The following is a 16,856-nucleotide window of genomic DNA, read 5'->3' on the forward strand; positions in this document are numbered from 1 at the left end:
AGGCTTGAACACCTTTATTGTAGCGCGTTTGGAGTTTTTTTGGTATAACCTCTGTTGCGCACCCGCATAGCGGGTGGTTTATTTGTCTCGAATCTACGAAGCGAGACGGACTGAAAGTCACATAACAAAAAATGGCTAGTCCCTCTCCAATCCAGGACTAGCCACCTCTAAATAGCTTTATGATATTAAATCGGTCTCAATAAACTTTCTTTTCATAATCCCTTAAAATACGACCAACTGTAGCTATATCACTGCTCTTCAATGTTGAGCAAGCTGTGCACAATGATTGTGGCTGGAATACCATAAGCTAAGCCGTTGTAAAAATAACTCCAGATCTGACACTGATTAGCAATCAGCTTAAAGGCTAAGAAGAAAAATAGAGCAAAAAGTATCGTTACTAAATTACGTTTTATTAACATCACGTGAACCTCTACTTGATAAAATTTTATTCTTCCCTTTTTGTATCGCTGTTAGGAGTTAACAACAATTATTATTATACTCATTTGATGATTATTTCAAAGACTAATATCATGAATTGTTAATTTTTTATCATGAAGTGCTGTTTTTAATGCTTGATTTTATGTTAATCAGCCATTTTAGCGACAGAAAAAAAGACCGCACCTAGCAGTGCAGTCCTATAAGATCAGTAAGCAGACCTGAGAGAGTCCTACAGCGATCCCTAAGCCGTAGCCCCAAAAGATATCACGGGGATAATGAACGCCACCAATTACTCTAATGAGACCAAGAATGGCGGATAGGAAAAGATTTAATGCAGCCAGTCCTGGACTCAGTTGGAGACTAAGACAGCTGATCAAGCAGGCAGAAAAAATATGACGGCTAGGCAGACTGTGCCCCTTTGTTTCTTTTTGTAAAAGAGGCTCTATTTCCCAACTCTCATAGGGTCTTGGACGATTATAATAGTGCCTAAAAAAACTGACAGCAAGGAAGCTAAGAGCTGGTAGAGACAGATTTAAGAACAAATCCTGCCATTGTCTGTTTACTAATAGGTGACCGAGAATAAAAGGGTAAAGCAGGTACATATAGACTGTTAAGACTTGATTGAACCCTTTAAGAAGGATCAAAGCACTTGGATAATGACGAAAGGGGGCACTTAGCCATTTGTAGAACTGTGCATAATCCTTCATCACGACTCCTTGAGGTAAGTGATCAGCTGAGGCATATATTTCCGACCATCTTCTAGTCCCTGCTGATAGATCTCATCTAGTTTGTTAGGATCTGTCTCTAAGCGTCCAATCTTTAGATCTGATCCTGGCCGAATACTAAAGAGCTCCCCTTCTTCCTCTAGGTGTAAAATTTCCTCTATCGTCTGGTTATAGGTTTTCCATCGCTGACTGGCTACCTTGATAAACTTAGGATACTTGCGATAGGCCAATTTATAAAGGAATCCATTCGACGGTTTTTTGCGATAGGCCAGCGGTCGTGTTTGAACGACGATGAGCTTATCATAGCCTTGTTGCCGTGCAAAATCTACTGGAATCGAGTCTGACAAGCCACCATCGAGATAGTGCTTGCCCTGCCATTCAACCATCTTAGAAGCTAGGGGCAAAGCTGAACTGGCCCGCAAAATCTCCATGTCTTTAAAGACATCTCTCACCTTTAAATAGGCTGGCTTTCCTGTCTCAACCTCTGTTGCCACAGCATAAAAATCCGTTCCTGATTCTTCAAAGGTCTTCTGATCAAAAACATCTAAAGCTAAAGGAACTTGGTAATAGGCAAACTCTTTATTAACAAAATTTCCGGTGCGAAGCCAAGACCACAAACTCATATAGTTTTTGTGGCCGATATATTTTTTATTGTAGCGCAGTCCGCGTCCTCTTTGCTTAGATGGTAGATTGACACCAAACAAAGCTCCCGCTGAAACAGCAACAATCCCATCGACTTCAATTCCAGTCTCTAAAAATGCATCTAAGACACCTGCAGTATAGAGACCTCTCATACCGCCGCCTTCTAATACTAATCCAACTTTCATTGTCTCTCCTTCAAACCATTTCAACTCCTGCCTGCCCAAGGTTTTATTGCATCCATACGACTGATGTCTTAGGATTAGCGAGGTTCATCAAGATAGGCTGACAGTCCCTCAGCTAACCTAGCATAGCCTGCTTGGCTTAGATGGAGTCCGTCTGTCGTCCAAAACTCCGCTAACTGTCCTGAGGGATCCAGTAAGGAATCAAAAATATCGATAAACTCAACACCAGGTAAATTGGCAAGCTGTTTATTCAAAGACTGGATCATGTCATTTTTCCTGATCTTGACACGTTCTTTATAAGCCTCAGATTCGTTGACAGGTAAAACAGATATGAGATAGATACGACTCCACGGCGCCAACTCTCTCAAGCCAGCTAGGATCTCCTCAATGCTGATAGCCGTATCTGCTGCACTGTAGCCCATTCCCAAATCATTAGTGCCAATCAGCAAAAAAATCTTCTCTGCCTGAACCTGTCCCAGAAGATCAGGGATATGCCCTGCCATCCAATGAGCCGTTAGGCCAGCAATCCCATGATTAACCAGAGGTAAGTCGTGTCCTAAAAACTTCTTCAAAGAAAAGAACTCTACCAGCGAGCTCCCTAAAAATAATATAACACCTGTCTTAGCAGACTCAGTCGCAAATATCTGGCAGCGCTCTTTGCGATGCTGTGCTAAGGCAGGATCATGTGCAGATTCCATAGTCATACGATTAGTCTAGCAGAATTGTTATTAATTTACCACTATTGGCTCATTGTTATGTGCTAATTCTACAGGAATCTCAAACGTTACTACCAGTCTGTCTCTATTTCTTTCATCTATCTATAGCAAAAAAAGAAGACATATGTCTTCTTTTTCAAATAAGTTTAGTCATCAATATCAGCGCCATAACCATATTTACTGCTAAGTTGATAATCATCACCTGTTTGAATAAATTCCAGATCTACACTTTGAGCTTTATCACCTGTAGCAGAGAAGTCATCATAGCTAACTTTGAGACCTTTTTTCGCCTCTGAATCACCGCTGTATCGATCAATGGTATAGTGAGCTTTACTTGGCTTATCATGCTTATCTTTGATGGTGCTCCATTTTGTACCACCATCACCAGTATCGTAATCTCCTTCTTTCAAAGCATCATAATCTGCTTTGGTCCAATCAGATTTATAGCTTTCTCCTTGAGTATCGATATCATCTGCTTCAAATCCAGCAGAATAATAATCCAAGATCCAAGTACCATCATACTGTTTGGAGAATGATAGACGAACCCTAGTATCATAGTCATCATCACTCTTTTCATAAGTCAAACTTAGACTATCTCCAGAAATTTGAGCTTCAGTCGCTTTCCCATAGGTCTCTACAATGTCAGCAACCGAATCTTTTTCGATCTCAAGATCTTCAACCTTGTCCATAGTCCAGTCAAAGTCATAGTCACCATCAGTATATTCAGATACGTCTGTACTATCATCCTTGACAGTAGTCTTCTTTTTAGACTCTTTAGCAGAGCTTTCTTCTGTCTTAGCCTTGGAAGCTGAAGAATTGGAAGAATTAACCACAACGCCACCGATACTGATAATAACAGCAAGCCCAGCAACAGCAGTTGCAATGATTGACAGAAGCTTAGCATCTTTTTTATTCAAAATAATTAAGGTTGCAGCTACAATCAAACCAAGAACAGCAAGTCCTAAAAAGATAAATGATAACTTGGTAAAGGACAAGCCAGCAAAAATCAAAGAGAATACAATGGAGATGATAGGAGCAATAAGGCTCAAGCCTTTGCCACTATTACCAGTCATACCTGGTTGCATCATACCAGGCTGAGCAAAACCGGGCTGTTGGAAGCCTGGCTGCTGGAAACCACCTTGTTGTGGCTGGGCTTGCGGCATTTGAGGCTGAGCAAATCCAGGCTCTTGTTGAGGGGCTTGCCCTTGTACTGGAGCGGACTGCCCAGATAAGGGCTCTTGAGTGGGCATATCAGCAGCTGACTCGTTAGCTGCTGGCGTTGATGCTGATAAATCTTGAGCAGGGGCATTATCCACAGCTGATTCTTGCGGAGCAGCAGGTTGATTATCTGCAACTGGGTTTTCTTGTAAACCTGCAAGAGCTGGAATTTGAGTCAAGTCAAAATTTGTATCTTTTGCCTTAGCGAACTCAGCAGCTGTAGGTTTACGACCAGTAAGAGCTTCAAACTGCTTTACCCATTCTTCTCTAGTGTTCATATCGAACTCCTTTACTTAATACTTGTAGAATACTTGAGTGTACCTTAAATGATACTTAATGTATTTTACCATAAATCAGTATCAAATGTAAAGATCTATGTAACAAATACTCAATAAAATTTAAATAAAAGTTACCTAAATTCTATACTGTCTCTTAAACTTTTTAGTAATTAATAAAAGAGCGCAGAGAAATCAAATTCTTCAAATTATTGATTTCTCTCCAACTCTCTTATACTGATATCCTATCGAATTATTTGACTTTCTCTTCCTGATAATCGCAAGCGTCATTACTGCAGACGACCTGCTTGCCGCCACCACGGACTTTCTTTTCAACTAAATAATGTTGGCATTTGGGACAGTTACGGCCTACCGGGAGATCCCAAGAGGTGAAATCACACTCAGGATAGCGATCACAGCCATAGAAGATACGATTCCGTTTAGTTTTGCGCTCGATCACTTGTCCTTTACCACAGGTTGGGCAGGTCACACCGATTTCTTTGGTGATGGCCTTGGTATTATGGCAGTCTGGAAAGTTGCTGCAGGCATAAAATTTACCGTATCGCCCTAATTTTATGACCATCGGATGACCACAAAGATCACAGTCAAAACCTGCTGGCTCATCCTTGATCTGAATCTTTTCGATACCATCTTCTGCTTTTTCCAACTCTTTTTCAAACGGTTTGTAAAATTCGTCAATAACTTTTTGCCACTTCTGCTTTCCTTCACCCACACCGTCGAGCTTGTCTTCCATCTCGGCTGTGAAGGCGACATCAACGATATCTGGGAAAAACTCTATGATGAGGTTGTTGACAATCTCTCCCAGCTCAGTAGGCTCAAAACGTTTGGCTGCCAGACGGACGTAGTAACGCTTTTGAATCGTTTCAAGAGTCGGTGCATAGGTAGAAGGACGGCCAACCCCATTTTCCTCCAAGGTCTTGATAAGTGTAGCCTCAGAATAGCGGGCTGGCGGCTGAGTAAAGTGCTGCTCAGGTGTGGTTGTGACCTTTTTGACCTTATCGCCTTCTGCCATCTCTGGGAGCATTTTGTTCTTATCAGAGTCATTATAGACAGCTAGATAACCATCAAATTTGACTTGACTACCATTAGCATTAAAAATAACACCATTTTGACCCAAGGTTACCTTCATCGTGTCAAAAACGGCTGCTGTCATCTGACTAGCTACAAACCGATTCCAAATAAGGGTGTAGAGTTTAAGCTGGTCTTTATTGAGGTATTTGGCGATAGATTCGGGCGTATTGAACACACTGGAAGGGCGAATGGCTTCGTGGGCATCCTGAGCACCGGAAGCATTTTTCACGCGATTACCATGCTTAGAATACTTAAGACCAAAGCGATCGGTAATAAAGTTTGCGGCGTCATTTTGCGCCACTGGACTGATGCGAGTCGAGTCCGTCCGCATATAGGTGATCAACCCCTGCTGACCGCCACGACCAAGACTAATCCCTTCGTAGAGCTGCTGAGCAACCATCATGGTCTTACGGGTTCTAAAATTAATCTTATTAGCCGCATCCTGCTGGAGTGATGAGGTTGTATAAGGGAGAGGAGCATTGCGGCGGCGCTCCTTTTTTTCAACCTTATCCACACTAAAATCATCACTAGTCAGACGGGCTAGGACCTGCTGGACATCATCTTGAGTTTTCAGCTTGAACTTTTTACCATCGAGACCATAAAAACTGGCTTGGAACTTTTTATTTCCTTTTTTGAAAGCACCATCAATAGTCCAATATTCTTCTGGTTTAAAGTTTTTTATCTCATTTTCTCGATCAATAATCAGCTTAAGAGCAACAGATTGCACACGCCCGGCTGACAGACCCTTTTTGACCTTCTTCCAGAGTAAGGGTGATATCGAATAGCCCACAATACGATCCAAGACACGACGTGCCTGCTGAGCATCTACTAGGTCCATGTCAATCGTTCGTGGTTCAACAAAAGCATTTTTGACCGCATCTTTTGTGATCTCATTGAAGACAACCCTGTTTTTTTCCTGGGGATTTAAGTCTAAAATATGAGCTAAATGCCAGGAAATAGCTTCTCCTTCACGGTCCGGGTCACTGGCCAGATAGACTTGCTTGGCTTTTTTTGCCTCTTTTTTCAAATCATTAATCAAGGGACCCTTGCCTCGAATATTGATATACTGTGGCTCATAATTATTTTCAAAATCAATAGACATCGAGGACTTTTTCAGGTCTCGAATATGCCCTACTGAGGCAACAACCTTATAATTGCGTCCTAGATACTTCTCAATCGTCTTGGCCTTGGCAGGGGACTCTACGATGACCAAGTTTTTCTTGGGTGTGGATCGTTTAGTCGTTTTTTTAGCCCCTGATTTTTTGACGGTTTTCTTTGCCGTCTTAGCTTGAGTTGCTACTGCCATGAGTATCCCTCCCTCTCATCTTGATAAACTCCTAGCATGATAACCCACTTTTCAGGGACTGTCAATCAAAAACGTTTTTCCTATAGGAAAACTCAATAATGAATTACACCTAAAATTTGGTAAAATCCACTATTGCCATAGGGTTTAGAAGGTATAAAGTTCAAAAAGCAAAGGCTCATTATAATAGCTGATACTCTTCTAAAATATCCTGACCACTAGTGATACATTTACAACCTTCTTGAATCAGATGAAGGCAGCCATCCGATTTGCCATCGATGATATTGCCGGGTACAGCATAGACATCCCGTCCTTCCTCCATGGCTCGCTCACAGGTGATCAGACTACCCGATCGGCGCTTAGCTTCCACAACTAAGGTTCCCTGCGAGAGTCCTGCAATGATACGATTGCGCTCTGGAAAATGGAACTTAAGTGGCCGTTGACCGGCTTCGTACTCTGATAAAATCAAATGATGCTTGGCCATGTAATCTTGCAGATCCCGATTTTCTTTGGGATAGTATTGGTCTAGGCCTGATCCGACCACTGCTATCGATTGACCGCCATTTTTTAAACTAGCCATGTGGGCAGCTGTGTCAATCCCTCTGGCTAAACCACTGACAATCACCAGATTATTTTTTAGGCCTAAAATAATTTTTTGGACAGAAGCTACTCCAACTTTAGAACAATCACGAGATCCTACAATAGATAACTTCATCCTCTCTAAAAGTGTCAAATCTCCTTGGTAAAACAGGAGGACAGGTGGGTTGTACATTTCTGCCAAAGCCATTGGGTAGATCTCGTCCAGAATCGAAAAAGATGGGAACTTCTTAAATGTCTGCTTAAGCTCCTTGATATCTAACGCTTTATAACGCTCCATGAATAGAACCGGCTTGCTAGTCTCAGAGATGACTGCCATGTCTCTTAGGGATAGAGAGCGTTGACTGGTCTTTTGGTAATGGATAATATGATTGACTTGTAGATTACTCAATCCAGCCTGCTTGAGCTTGAAGAGTTCAAAATTATTCATAAATACACCTCTATCTATTTATCCGTAAAAAATTTTAAAAAGTGTATTTGTTTTATAATTTTTTAGAAATAAATTTATGTAAAATTATATTTTCAACTGTAAAAAAGGCTGGGAATTTCATCCCAACCTTTACGCTGATACTGGCTATTTTCAGGTCTTCTTTTTTATATTAGGCTCTTCAGCTCTTGTTATTTGTTGTCTTTTGACTCCTTATAACTGTTGAAATTATCCATTTCCTCCCTTATCTCAGACTCACTGGAGCTTGAAGGAACAGAATAAGGAGGCTCCTTGTACTCATCGGTGGTATCTGGTCGGCTATTAGGGTGATAAAAACTGGTAAAAGCTACCACCACGATCAGCATGACCCCAAAGCTTGGTAACAAACTCACTAACTTCTCTGATAGTGTCAGAGACACTTTAGCTTGTAATTCCTGCTGCCAGTTCGGATGAGCTTTGGTCTTTTGGGACAGATTCTTAAGATGAGGAGCCAGAAAGATCATCTGAAAGGCTAGCAAGGAACTAATGCAGATATAGTTAAATTTTCTGATGTTCGACTCATCAATGTTTGATGTATTCATCATGATAAGAAAGATGATATAAAGTGCCGCTATGGGAAAAACTCCCATGGCTGTCCAAACCCTTTTCAAGCGATAGTGGGCAAAGTCCTGTAATTCTTGCTGGTATTTGTCCTTCTGATTCGTTAATATCCTGCTGACTCCTTATTTAATTATTGGTATGAGAGATTATCCTCTTAGTAATAGGTTGTTGCCAATATATTGACAATAACTGCACTAACAAACTTAAAACTCCCCTAATCTGACAAATAGAGCAACTATTGTTTTGCTAAGTATCGCAAATATCTTCTCATCATAACAACTGGACTTATAATTAGAACTATTTACTTCTGTGCTTGCTACTACAATCTCATGAAAATCAGGATAAGTTGACTGTGTGTCTGTAAAAGAGCATTGAGATTAGTTAGCACTCTTTTGTCTATATAATAAGAAATCAGCCATCAAATCGGTGACGGCCGTCTCATTTTCATCATACTTTTTGGTAATTGAGAAGAGCTCCGATTAAATCGGCATCACTTTGGTAATGAGCAGTCTTGATGGTCAGGGCCTTAAAGTGCTGGGAGCCAAGAACACTGTCAAACAGTTTTTGGTACTCTTTTTTGACCGTGTCAAGCAAGAGAGGCTGGCTGCTGATCGCCCCTCCTATAACCACCAGATCAATCTGCGTATGGATCTGAAGCGTCAGCACAAGGTGGGCAATTCTGCGACAATAGTCTTCAAATAAGGCTAGGAGCTCTCGAGAAGATCCATCCTTCAAACGATCAAAAACAGACTGTATATCTGGCTGATCTAGCTGTAACAACTCACCAGCCTGCTGGATAAAATGATCAGCTGGACCTGTCTGCTCCAGCAGCTTTTCTAAGGTCTCTTTATTGAGATCAAGGGCGTCTTTGAGGGCACCGAGTCGATTGGATTGAGAATCTTTTTTAGCCTTGCTGGCATAGCTAGACTGATGTTGGCTCAAAGGAAAACTGACAAGATGCTTATCGACCATCAAACTTAGTGTTGCCCTTGTCTCTAACATTAGGACAGCCCCACTATCAACCTCTTTTAAGGGGCCATTTGCCGTCTCTGCTAGTGTCACGGCATTCGTCTGGTTGATCACTGATACTGGTAGATCAAAGGCTTCTGATAGATGCTGGGCCAAGGGATAATCCTTGAGGTAGGGAAGGACATGACTGTGGAATATACGTCCTCCCTTGCTGACTTCCCCAGGAAAGGAGACAGCGATCCCTTGGATATGATGACGGTAAGGCGCTATAATCACTCTCAAGGTTTCTAAAAACTCTTCGAGATTGTCCGGAGTTGGCACTGTCGTTTGATCGTAGAAATCTAGACTGGCATCTAAGAGGGCATGCCTGATGTCAGTTCCTCGGACAGCGATGGTTAAAAAGTAAGGATAGGAATAATCTCTAAGTACCCGTGCGGGATTACCGCCAACTAGGACGTTACTTCCAAAACTTCTAGTGATAACGGTGCTGGGCTCTACTCTGACATTGTGGCCTAGTGTAACGCCCGGTAAAATCATGGCTCCACTCCCTAATTGTAGATTATCGCCAATGACTACAGGCCTTCCAAATTCCTTCCCAGACACTTTTTCTGCATCACTGGCGGCATGAAGAGAGGTCAAAATCTGGCAATTATCACCAATCTCAGCATTGTTGCCGATATGAATTTCACAGACATCAACAAAGGTTGTATTGGCCCCTGCTTGGAAGTTTTCTCCCAGATAGATATGACTACCATAGTCACACTCAAAACCTGGACCAAGGCTAACTGATTGCCCCGTCTGACCAAGAAAGGTCTTGATCAGTACATCTGCCTGATCTGGGTGTTCCTCTGTATTGATCATGCGCGTCATAATACGCGCCCTTTCTCGAAGATCGACCAGCTCTGGATCTGACGCATTATAGAGGCGTCCAGCTAACATCTTTTCACGCTCGGTCGTTATCCTTTTCTCTATTCCTTTATTCATTTCTATTTCCCATAATAGCTCTTATCTCCTCAAGTCATAACATTGATTTAATAGGCTCAAAGGTCTTGCGATGGATAGGCGTGATCCCTTTTTCCTTTAAACCACGCAGATGATCCTTGGTGCCATAGCCAGCATTGGACGAAAAGCCATAGCCTGGATAACACTCGTCGAGCTCCCTCATCATTCTATCTCTGGTTACTTTTGCCACAATCGAAGCTGCGGCAATAGATAAGCTATTGGCATCTCCCTTAATAATGGCTGTCTGCTTTATATCTAGTTCCAAGTTCATGGCATCTATCAGGAGGTGCTTGGGGGCTTGGTCCAATTGCTTCACGGCCTCTATCATAGCTAGTTTCGTCGCTTGATAAATATTAACCTCATCAATCACCTGATTAGACATGATACCAATACCGACTGACAGGGCTTGATCTTTAACGGCTTGATAGAGAGTTTCATGATCTTTTTTAGGAATTTTCTTACTATCATTCAATCCCTTGATTTTACAGCCTTTAGGTAAAATGACGGCTGCTGCTACGACCGGACCAGCTAGGGGACCACGTCCTACTTCATCGATTCCAGCGATCAGCTCTATCCCTTGATCATAAAGTCCTCGCTCATAAGCCAACATCTTCTCTAGACGCTCATCCTCTAGCTGATTGACTTTGAGCTCCTTGATCTTTTTTTGGATAGCTTTTTGGACACCTGTGCGCTTATCTTTAGACAACTCTTCAAATAAGGGATCATTTAGCTGTGTAATCCCTGCCAGACGCTCTGTTATTTCCTTAATGGTCGCCATCTAGATCACTCACCCTATCCAGTGTATAGCGCCCTAGCTTACCATCTCTGACCTCTTTGACAAAGAGGCTATAGAAGCGATCGTAATCATCTCTAAAGCCTAGTTTTTCTGTTAGCAGCATGATGATTTCAGGTGAAGGTAAGCTAAGATCGATGCCTTTGAAGCGCTCTTGCAGGCGCTCTGGGTAATGCGCTTTAAAATAATCCAAACCAAAAATAGTCACATCATCCATAGGCAAAAGATTATCCTTGATAGCTCCTGTCAGAGCTAACTTTAATCCAACCGTCTGATCTTCAAATTTTGGCCATAGAATACCAGGAGTATCCAAGATTTCCAAATCTTTATTAGATTTGAGCCACTGCTGCCCCTTAGTCACACCAGGACGATTACCCACTACTGCAATCTTTTTACCTGCTAGGCGATTCATCAGAGTAGACTTACCTGCATTTGGAATACCGATAATCATCGTCCTTAGCGTTTCCTTTTTGATGCCTCTCTGGCGCAGACGCTCCAACTTGTCTGCCATCAGTTCTTTGGCAGCAGCCGTGATTTTTTTGACAGTGGCAGACTCTTTGGCATTGACCAAAAGCGTCTTAATGCCCTGATTTTCATAAAAATCTTGCCAATCCTTGATGATGACTGGATCAGCTAGGTCCGCCTTATTTAGGACAAGGAGCTTGGGCTTATCCCCGACAATTTTTGTTAACATGGGATTTTGACTCGATAGTGGCAGACGGGCATCCACAAGGATCGTTACAAAATCAACGTGTTTTATATTCTCCTGCACCTGACGACGTGCTTTGGACATATGTCCTGGGAACCATTGAATAGTAGCCATGTTACTCCTTTCGTACTAATCAGGTTTCAGTAGCCTGACTCTTATTTTCATCATATTAGCTAATCTTAACTATTATAGCATGAAATCTCTAAGTTTTATGCTCTCTAATCCCATAATCCTATCCAGTTTAGTTGGACGTATTAAGATAGATCATTTAGCTTATCTAATAGGGGCTTTTAAATGAGAATACCATCTAGGTGATCCATCTCATGCTGACAGATCTGGGCAGGGAGATCTTTTAGAACAATAGTTTTGGTCTGCCAGTTTTGGTCCATGTAGGAAACGTTAATACTGCGATAACGCTGGGTTGACCGCTCACCAGATAAAGATAAGCAGGATTCCTTGGTTTCATAGGGGTCTGCTCTTGTGATCAGGATAGGATTGAACATAACGAGATCAAATGGGCCCATATTGATGATAATCACGCGCCTATTGCTACCGATCATATTGGCTGCTAGCCCAAGACAATCTTTTCGGTGGGCAGCTAGTGTATCCTGTAAATCCTTAGCTAGAGGAAGATCTGCTGGGGTGGCAGATTTAGAAGGTTGAGACAAGAAAAACTCATCTCGGATAATTGCTTTTTCCATCACTATTCCTTTGCTACACATTTTTCTCCTATTTTACCATATTTGCGCTAGCGCTTATCCTAAGATTTTATTGTCTTTATTGGGTGGGCAGTGTACAATAGAGACAACTATCATCTGAAAGCAAGGGGAGGATTATGGCAACCAAGCACCAACAAATCATCAGCTATCTTCGCACTGCTATTACTAGTGGCCACCTCAAAAAGGGTGATAAATTGCCATCTATTCGTCAGCTTAGTCAAAGCTTTAACTGCAATAAAGACACAGTTGAAAAGGCTCTGATAGAGCTTCGCTACCAACACCTTATCTATGCCGTTCCTAAGAGTGGATATTATGTCTTGGAAGGGCAGGAAGAACAGGAAACTGACGATGATCTAGATATTAGCATCCAAGACTATCACCAACTGGCCTACCAAGACTTTACCAGCTGTTTATCAGAAACGTTAGTGGGGAGAGAAAATTACCTCTTTAATGCCAGCCAGCAGGGACATGGCTTACCAGAATTGCGCCAAGCCCTTCAAAAACACTTGCTAGATCGGGCTATCTATACTAGTCCTGACAATCTGGTCGTTACCTCAGGTACCCAGCAGGCCCTCTATATTCTGTCACAAATGACCTTTCCCAATCAGAAAGATCGCATCTTGATCGAACAACCAACTTATCACCGCTTCAATCATTTAATTAAACAACAAGGGCTACCTTATCTGACGATTGATCGTGGTAGAGAGGGGCTTGATTTTACCCAATTAGAGCAGCTCTTTGCTAGCCAGCCCATCAAGTTTTTCTATACGATTCCAAGACTATCTAATCCGCTTGGGCTCTCCTACAGTAGACAAGAAAAAGAAACCTTGGTCAGGCTCGCCCACCGCTATCAGGTCTATATTGTAGAGGATGACTACATGGGAGACTTTACACGATCTGACAACCTTCCCTTACACTACTATGATACGCATAATAGGGTCATCTATCTCAAGTCCTTTAGTACAACTGTATTTCCAGCATTGCGACTTGGAATGTCTGTCCTTCCTTCACAAATTTTAGATGATTTTTTAGCCTATAAGCATCTGATGGACTACGATACTAGTTTGATTATGCAAAAAGCCTTATCCCTCTATCTGGAAAATGGCATGTTTCAGCGTCATCTGGATAGACTTAAAAATAGCTTTGCCAATCGTCAAGATCAGGCACTAGCCTTGCTGTCGCAACTGGGTGAACATTGGGACTATCAGGTCGGCCCAAAATTCATCAGTCTCTATCCTCCAAAAGAGCTAACTATTGGTCAACTGCAAGACAGAGATATTCCACTCTTATCAAAAAAATCCTTTCTCCATGCTCAAAGCTTCCCCATTATCTACCTTGAAAATGATCATAAACTGGCATCAGTGGTTGCAACCCTAATCAAACTAGATAAAGAGTTGGGTAAAAAGATGCAGAGAGACTAGGATTGAATCTGGTTCAGCTATCCCATCTTACTTTTAACTATTGCAGAAATCAGATAATAAAAAGAGAATCCTGGGATTCTCTTTTTGTTATTTTAATTTTTCAAATCGTAGGTGAACTGCGATTTTTTCTCCATAACCATTACGCTCTAAGTCACGCTGCAAGCGGTAAGCAATATAGTGCTCGGCAATACTAATGTAGCCCGCATCCATGAGACGATTTTCGACTTGCGACTGAACCATGCTAATGGTTGGACGATCGGCATGGGCCTCTTCAAGATCGATGACAACTTTTTTGGTCACTTCTGCTAATTCTTGACGCAGGTTATCATCCAGAACATAAACAGCTTGAGCCGCCTTTAAAATAGCCTGATAGATTTTTTCTGGATCAAATTCAACCACTTGTCCATTGCGTTTGGTAATTTGCATACTTGGCCTCTTTCGTTATTATTTAAAAACCATTATGACAGGATAGCTATATTTGTCAAGTTTTTCCTCAAGTGCTCTCACTATTTTCTATTTAGATAGCCGCTTATTAGGGACTTTTTGTAAAAAATCCTGGGAATCGCCTGACTAGTAGTCAGGTCTGACGACACCTGTAACTGTTTCCTTGGTCGCTTGGTAGTCACCATCTATGACAACCTTAATGATGCGCTTAGCATCTGCATCCGGGCAAGCGACGAGAGGTAAGCGTGTTGGTCCAGCTGCAAAGCCCATATAGTTGAGAACGGCCTTGACAGGGGCTGGACTTGGATATGAAAAGAGGGCATGGACTTTGGGAACAAAGCGACGTTGGATAGCAGCTGCTGACTTGATATCATTGTTGGCAATAGCCTGAATCATCTCAAACATCTCATCACCATTTGTATGGGAAGCAACTGAAATAACACCATCAGCACCAAGGTTCATGGCATGGAAAGCATCCGCATCCTCACCTGTATAGACTAAAAATTCTTGCGGCTTATTCTCGATAAGGTAGGCCATATTGGCCAGGCTGGTGCACTCTTTAACACCGATAATATTAGGATGCTCTGCCAAACGCAACAAGGTCTCCGGAGTCATTTCAACAACGACACGGCCTGGGATATTATAGATAATAATAGGAAGATCAGAAGCATCTGCGATAGCTTTAAAATGTTGGTACATGCCCTCTTGAGACGGTTTATTGTAGTAAGGGACAATTGCCAGACCTGCAGCAAAGCCACCAAACTCCGCAACTTCTTTTGCAAATTCAATCGAATCACGGGTGTCATTTGTTCCCACACCTGCGATCAAAGGGACACGACCAGCTACGACCTCTTGTACTGTTTTAAAAATCTGTAGCTCTTCATCATGGGTCAGTGTAGGGCTTTCTGCAGTAGTTCCTGCCAGCAAAAGAGCCTCTGTATGATGATCCAGTAAGTGCTCAATCAGAGATGGAATAGCCTCAAAATTAATCGAGCCATCCTTATGAAAAGGAGTGATAAAGGCTGTTATTAAGGAAATATCTTTTAAGTCTTGATAAGACATAGGGGACTAGTCCTTTCTATTTTTCTTGTCTATAGCAATGCATATAGCTCCTGACGTCACTGTCAATAGAGCAACATCTTTGAAAGTAAAATGACTATGCATCCAACCGTTCATAATGATTAGCAGTACCAATGCATAGGTAGTTAGAAAGAATACTAATAGCTTAGCATAATAGAGCTGTCGATTCATAAGGCTGCTTCTCCTTAAGCCATATAGGTAAACCAGTCCTAATTCTGGACTGGCATTCTCTTTTATTTCAATTCAAATTTAAGTTGAGATGTTGGACGAACCAAACTTTTTTCGTGCAGCGTTTCTGCGATTTGGACAGAATTCCAGGCTGCACCCTTGAGAAGGTTATCTGAAACCACCCACATATGAATACCTTTGGGAGTATCTAAATCTTTACGAATACGACCGACGAAGGTCTCACGTGAGCCTACAGCATTAACTGCCTGTGGATAGACTTGGTTAGCCACATCATCTTCCAAAACAGCACCAGGGAAAGCCGCAATGGCAGCTTTAACCTCTTCGATTGGCGCTTCTTCTTTTGTTTCAATATAGATAGATTCTGAATGAGCCATCAAGACCGGAATACGCACGCAGGTTGCAGAGACTGCAATAGCATCATCTTCCATGATTTTCTTGGTCTCATTGGTCATCTTCATTTCTTCGTAAGTATAGTCATTGTCGGTAAAAACATCAATTTGAGGGAGAGCATTAAAGGCGATAGGATAATGCTTTTTATCCCCACCAGTCGGAAGGAGATGTGCTTCAACCTCTCTAGCACTCTTTCCATCATTTAAAACTTCTTTCAACTCACGTTGCGTTTCATTGATGGCAGACTGACCTGCTCCCGACACAGCCTGATAGGTTGAGACGATGATACGACTCAATCCCCACTTCTGACGAACTGGCTCAAGAGCCACCATCATTTGGATGGTTGAACAGTTAGGACAAGCTACGATACCATTATGCCCCTCAAGTGCATGAGCATTGACCTCAGGAACAACCAAGGGGACATCGGGATTTTGGCGGAAATAGGATGTATTATCGACCACAACAGCACCAGCCTTAACCGCATAAGGAGCGTATTTAGCAGAAACAGATCCTCCGGCAGAGAAAAGAGCAATATCGACTCCTTCAAATGACTTTTCTGTTGTTTCTTCTACTGTGACCTCTTGTCCCTTATACTGGAGTACTTTCCCAGCAGAACGACTGGAAGATAATAAACGAACGCGGTCAATAGGAAGCGTTGATTGCTCCAACTGTTGAATCATTCGTGTCCCAACGGCACCAGTGGCACCAACAACTGCTACTGTATATCCCATAATTTAGCCCTTTCTTTGAGAACAACCTTCATAATATTCTAAAAACTTATAGTGCCCTTATTATACACTTTTTGCAAGGGAAAGAAAAGGGATTTAGGGTGAAAATCATCATAGTCAACCTAGCTCTTTCAAAAAATAAAGTTTAGTCCAATCATTGATGAGAAAATCTAACCGGTCGAGCTGGGTTATCCCAC

General features: G+C 42.0%; 16 protein-coding genes. 1 reads left to right on the plus strand and 15 read right to left on the minus strand.

Annotation, left to right across the window (positions count from 1 at the left end; translation table 11 throughout):
• Positions 1-248: 248 nt before the first annotated feature.
• The 12 genes from AC4HAJ_RS06615 to AC4HAJ_RS06670 all read right to left on the minus strand — a co-directional run bounded on the left by AC4HAJ_RS06615 (position 249) and on the right by AC4HAJ_RS06670 (position 12,389).
• Positions 249-419, minus strand: coding sequence for a hypothetical protein (locus AC4HAJ_RS06615; RefSeq protein WP_491079378.1), 171 nt, complete (start codon positions 417-419; stop codon positions 249-251).
• Between the two features lie 216 nt (positions 420-635).
• Positions 636-1,145 (minus strand): phosphatase PAP2 family protein, encoded by a 510-nt coding sequence (locus tag AC4HAJ_RS06620; protein ID WP_491079379.1) that lies wholly within the window; start codon positions 1,143-1,145, stop codon positions 636-638.
• A complete protein-coding gene (locus AC4HAJ_RS06625; protein ID WP_491079380.1) occupies positions 1,145-1,990 on the minus strand; it encodes a patatin-like phospholipase family protein in 846 nt (281 codons plus the stop codon). Before AC4HAJ_RS06625 ends, AC4HAJ_RS06620 begins: the two co-directional genes overlap by 1 nt.
• A gap of 74 nt (positions 1,991-2,064) precedes the next feature.
• Positions 2,065-2,691, minus strand: a complete 627-nt coding sequence (locus AC4HAJ_RS06630; RefSeq protein ID WP_491079381.1) for an SGNH/GDSL hydrolase family protein — start codon at positions 2,689-2,691, stop codon at positions 2,065-2,067.
• 158 nt (positions 2,692-2,849) lie between these two features.
• Positions 2,850-4,199 (minus strand): hypothetical protein, encoded by a 1,350-nt coding sequence (locus AC4HAJ_RS06635; protein WP_491079382.1) that lies wholly within the window; start codon positions 4,197-4,199, stop codon positions 2,850-2,852.
• A gap of 250 nt (positions 4,200-4,449) precedes the next feature.
• The gene (gene topA, locus AC4HAJ_RS06640; RefSeq protein ID WP_491079383.1) at positions 4,450-6,594 is read right to left on the minus strand and encodes a type I DNA topoisomerase; all 2,145 of its coding nucleotides are present in this window, start codon (positions 6,592-6,594) and stop codon (positions 4,450-4,452) included.
• Between the two features lie 178 nt (positions 6,595-6,772).
• Complete coding sequence (gene dprA, locus AC4HAJ_RS06645; protein WP_491079384.1) at positions 6,773-7,618, minus strand: DNA-processing protein DprA; 846 nt, start codon at positions 7,616-7,618, stop codon at positions 6,773-6,775.
• Positions 7,619-7,806: 188 nt separating this feature from the next.
• Positions 7,807-8,199: a hypothetical protein gene (locus AC4HAJ_RS06650; protein ID WP_491079385.1), complete on the minus strand. Its 393-nt coding sequence runs from the start codon at positions 8,197-8,199 to the stop codon at positions 7,807-7,809.
• A gap of 463 nt (positions 8,200-8,662) precedes the next feature.
• Entirely contained in the window at positions 8,663-10,168 is a 1,506-nt protein-coding gene (locus AC4HAJ_RS06655) for an ROK family protein (protein ID WP_491079386.1), read from the minus strand.
• Between the two features lie 34 nt (positions 10,169-10,202).
• The gene (gene rnhB / locus AC4HAJ_RS06660) at positions 10,203-10,964 is read right to left on the minus strand and encodes a ribonuclease HII (protein WP_491079387.1); all 762 of its coding nucleotides are present in this window, start codon (positions 10,962-10,964) and stop codon (positions 10,203-10,205) included.
• Complete coding sequence (gene ylqF / locus AC4HAJ_RS06665) at positions 10,951-11,802, minus strand: ribosome biogenesis GTPase YlqF (protein ID WP_491079388.1); 852 nt, start codon at positions 11,800-11,802, stop codon at positions 10,951-10,953. Before ylqF ends, rnhB begins: the two co-directional genes overlap by 14 nt.
• A gap of 176 nt (positions 11,803-11,978) precedes the next feature.
• Positions 11,979-12,389, minus strand: a complete 411-nt coding sequence (locus AC4HAJ_RS06670) for a peptide deformylase (RefSeq protein ID WP_491079389.1) — start codon at positions 12,387-12,389, stop codon at positions 11,979-11,981.
• A 134-nt stretch (positions 12,390-12,523) separates the two neighbouring features.
• On the opposite strand from AC4HAJ_RS06670, the gene AC4HAJ_RS06675 reads away from it, so the two are divergent.
• Positions 12,524-13,828 (plus strand): aminotransferase-like domain-containing protein, encoded by a 1,305-nt coding sequence (locus AC4HAJ_RS06675; RefSeq protein WP_491079390.1) that lies wholly within the window; start codon positions 12,524-12,526, stop codon positions 13,826-13,828.
• An 87-nt stretch (positions 13,829-13,915) separates the two neighbouring features.
• On the opposite strand, the gene AC4HAJ_RS06680 is transcribed toward AC4HAJ_RS06675, so the two are convergent.
• The 3 genes from AC4HAJ_RS06680 to AC4HAJ_RS06690 all read right to left on the minus strand — a co-directional run bounded on the left by AC4HAJ_RS06680 (position 13,916) and on the right by AC4HAJ_RS06690 (position 16,662).
• Positions 13,916-14,254: an ATP cone domain-containing protein gene (locus AC4HAJ_RS06680; RefSeq protein ID WP_491079391.1), complete on the minus strand. Its 339-nt coding sequence runs from the start codon at positions 14,252-14,254 to the stop codon at positions 13,916-13,918.
• Positions 14,255-14,398: 144 nt separating this feature from the next.
• Entirely contained in the window at positions 14,399-15,334 is a 936-nt protein-coding gene (gene dapA, locus AC4HAJ_RS06685; protein WP_491079392.1) for a 4-hydroxy-tetrahydrodipicolinate synthase, read from the minus strand.
• 251 nt (positions 15,335-15,585) lie between these two features.
• Entirely contained in the window at positions 15,586-16,662 is a 1,077-nt protein-coding gene (locus tag AC4HAJ_RS06690; protein ID WP_491079393.1) for an aspartate-semialdehyde dehydrogenase, read from the minus strand.
• Positions 16,663-16,856 lie beyond the last annotated feature (194 nt).

It is taken from the genome of Streptococcus sp. ALY_211 (assembly GCF_058314555.1).